Genomic DNA, 3,259 nt, shown 5'->3' on the forward strand with positions numbered 1-3,259 from the left:
GTCTCCTCCTTGATGTAACTTGTTTATAGGATAGGAAAAACTTTTAAAATAAAAAGTGGGGTAAATATAAAATTTTTCTTAAATTTTATGTTAGTTTTTATTATTACTCTTATTAGGAATCCGCTATTCGTTGTTAGGTAACGCCATGCTTACACCTATAAAAGTATTGAATTACTGAAGAATTCTGTCCTCAATATAACAGCAGATTCACATCAAAAATGTAAATCCTCATTTCCTTCGTATTTTCCTTTATTAAGTCTTTTTCTTATAAATAATTCTGCCACAATTAAATTAGGTACCCATGCTAACCAAGCAATAATAGCGTAACTAAGTTCAAACCGCTCTATTCCAAATAGAACGATAAACAAGGGTAGCCAAATTCTTAATGTAACTGCTCCAAAGGTTAAAGAATAATTTCTAATCATCCAGTTCCGATGCTCTTTAATTTTTTTATTCTTAACTCTATGTAACGCTTGATATGCTGATGTTAGCCAAAATACAGATAACAAACCAAAGCCTAGCTTCGCTACCAATCCTCCCGTAGCATAAAAGGATAGGTATAGTCCAGAAACGCCTCCTAATAATATACCAACCATGTAGATTCTCCCAACTATTCGATGACGGTTGATATTCCTCTCTCTAAATTTAGTGGATAATGTGAAAGGACCAATTACTAATGCTACTATACTAGTCGTAATATGTATAAATAACATACTATACCAGAAATCACTTAATTTAGATCCAAACATAAGCTTCGCTTTTACAAGCCCTGTTTGAAATCCATCCATAATAGAATATTGGACAACAATATAACCAGATACTAAAAGAGCAAAAAAAGTGAATACAAACCAAATTTTTCTGTTCAAATTTTACTGCCTCCCCATTACATTCACGAAAATTAGATTATATATTACTGTTCATTCTCGGGAAAAATAAAAAAGCCTTCTAGCGAAATGAAGTGACCTCCGAAAAAGGGACATTTAATAGATTAAGATTTCCAAAAATAATGAATATATATGTTATATTGTTAGACGTACTGAAAAAGCTAAACAGTACAGCAATGGGGATTTTTCTAATGGATATGTTACAACAAGTAATAGATAAATTTAAAATGAGTAAACTCTCAAGTATATCATTCTATACTTGAGAGTTTACTCATCTATCCCTTCTTATCCCTCATACTGTAATACCCCAAATTAATAATAATCAAGAAATACCCACCCATAATTCCAGCTGCAAATGTCCACATGAATTCATGATGTTCAATTTCATACATAATAATCGCGCCGAGTATTGCGGCTGCGAACCGATTTATCATTCCGAGCATCGGTGCTTTTTCTTTTTTTACAATGCTATCTCCGAACTTTTCAATACGCCTTCCTAAAATCCAGGCGCAGTACATACTCACCAAAAGGCCAATGCTTATCGCGGCAAACTGGGCTCGAAAAGGTGTCACGAGCCATCCCAATAACATTACGCCTAGCAAACAATACATTTGTATGTTGAATGATCTTAATGCCATACGAATCATGTTATTCTCCTTTATCTTTCTCATTGTAATTCCGTATTATCAATCCAATCTTTCAGAATCCAAGCTTTCAGCTATATCTTTTTTAAAATGAGGAAATTTGATTTTGCTCACCATTAAATACGCGAGTACGCTTGTACCAAATGCCACGGAAACTGGATTATTTAGGCGACATAAAATGAGGAGACACATCGCCGCGAATGGAATGGGCATTCCGATGAATGTTGGGAGTTTGCTTTGCTGTGTGTTAAATCTCGCAAGCCGAAGCATTCCGCAAATACTGTAAGCGAGCGCGCATATCATCCCGATAGACTGCAAATCTTTTAACGAAGCATTATATGCAAGAATAGATGGTGCCACACCAAAAGTAACTAAATCCGCAAATGAGTCCAACTCTCCACCAATTTCTGAAACAGAATCAAGTTTCCGAGCGATCATGCCATCAAACAAATCAAGGACCATACCTGTAATAATGAACATAACTGCACCGTACATATCGTCAACGAAAACAGCATGAATAGCCAAAAGCCCACACACAAAATTTGCTATCGTAATCATATTTGGTATGTAACTCATCACATGCTTCTCCTCCTTTCTACTAATTGCTTCATCTAAGTTCTCACTCATTACAATCAAGATCCTTCTGCTTTTCTTCCAATATCACTTTATTTATTTTCGTTAACGTCTCTGTCATTTGCTGCAACGCTTCAATATCAATTTTCGAGAAATACTTCTCAATTAATACATCATCTAACTTCGACAATTGCTCCATATACTTACTACCGTTTGGACCAAGTGTAAGGAAATACTCCCTTTTATTATTCGGATTCACTTGTTTTGAAATCATCTGTTGCTTTTCCAATTTCGATAAAACTTGGCTCACCGCACTTTTCGTTATATTAAACGTATTCGCAATGTTATTTGCTGTCGTGTTTTCATTTAAATGAATATGAAATAGCATGCTCTCTTGCTGTCCAGTAAGACCAAACTCATCCTTTAAATCTTGAAATAGTAAAATGTAGAGTTCCGTGTAGGCTCGATTCATTTCATTAATTACTTCTTTATATGATCTCGTCATAGCGTTCTTCCTCCAGTCACGCTTTTATATAGTTTAGTTAACTTAACTAAACTATATTATACCTTTATGTTCGTGTAAAGGGAAATATAGCTCCGGACTTTATTCACAATGAAAAAAGAAGACATCCATTAAGATGTCTCCTTTTCATGTTGAAAAATACTAACCGTTAATCAGCTGTTGCTTGAATTTATCTAAAACTTTCTTTCTCTCTTCATAATCTTCCGCATCAGCTTCTTCCCAAAGCTCAAGGTCAGCCCCTCGCTCAATTAATGCAATCGCATTGTTGCGAACTTCTTCTTGAAGACAACCTTTCTCCAATTGTATTGCCGCAAGACCAATGTATACTAAAGACATTACTTCTAAATCTTCCTCTATATCAAACTCATCTACATACTCTTCTAAAATGAGCTTAGTTGCTTCTTCTACATTATTACCTTCTTCTATATATTCAATAAACTGCTCTTTCACATCACAAGTCGTATCATCATCAAATAATCCAGTTCCCCAAGCGCCCATATGCTACAGCTCCTTCTTTGTGCTTTTTTCATTCCTATTTCAATCTTAAATATAGTAAAAGTTCATTACAAGACTAGTTATATACATCATTATATTTTACAATTACTGTAGGTAACTTACATATTTCACCACATGTA

5 protein-coding genes are annotated in these 3,259 nt (G+C 34.5%); all 5 read right to left on the minus strand.

Annotated features, from left to right (window positions below):
- Positions 1-212 precede the first annotated feature (212 nt).
- The 5 genes from ACQGS6_RS25220 to ACQGS6_RS25240 all read right to left on the minus strand — a co-directional run bounded on the left by ACQGS6_RS25220 (position 213) and on the right by ACQGS6_RS25240 (position 3,122).
- The gene (locus ACQGS6_RS25220; protein ID WP_001080296.1) at positions 213-866 is read right to left on the minus strand and encodes a DUF2306 domain-containing protein; all 654 of its coding nucleotides are present in this window, start codon (positions 864-866) and stop codon (positions 213-215) included.
- 293 nt (positions 867-1,159) lie between these two features.
- Complete coding sequence (locus ACQGS6_RS25225) at positions 1,160-1,531, minus strand: ATP synthase subunit I (protein WP_426965784.1); 372 nt, start codon at positions 1,529-1,531, stop codon at positions 1,160-1,162.
- Between the two features lie 39 nt (positions 1,532-1,570).
- The gene (gene pssA, locus ACQGS6_RS25230) at positions 1,571-2,155 is read right to left on the minus strand and encodes a CDP-diacylglycerol--serine O-phosphatidyltransferase (RefSeq protein WP_426965783.1); all 585 of its coding nucleotides are present in this window, start codon (positions 2,153-2,155) and stop codon (positions 1,571-1,573) included.
- Positions 2,148-2,606, minus strand: a complete 459-nt coding sequence (locus tag ACQGS6_RS25235) for a MarR family winged helix-turn-helix transcriptional regulator (RefSeq protein WP_000198626.1) — start codon at positions 2,604-2,606, stop codon at positions 2,148-2,150. The genes pssA and ACQGS6_RS25235 overlap by 8 nt, the downstream gene beginning before the upstream one ends.
- 159 nt (positions 2,607-2,765) lie before the next feature.
- Positions 2,766-3,122, minus strand: a complete 357-nt coding sequence (locus ACQGS6_RS25240; protein WP_000501494.1) for a DUF4259 domain-containing protein — start codon at positions 3,120-3,122, stop codon at positions 2,766-2,768.
- Positions 3,123-3,259: the final 137 nt, after the last annotated feature.

Source organism: Bacillus sp. GMs2/2 (assembly GCF_050172095.1).
In the GTDB taxonomy this organism is placed as follows: domain Bacteria; phylum Bacillota; class Bacilli; order Bacillales; family Bacillaceae_G; genus Bacillus_A; species Bacillus_A cereus.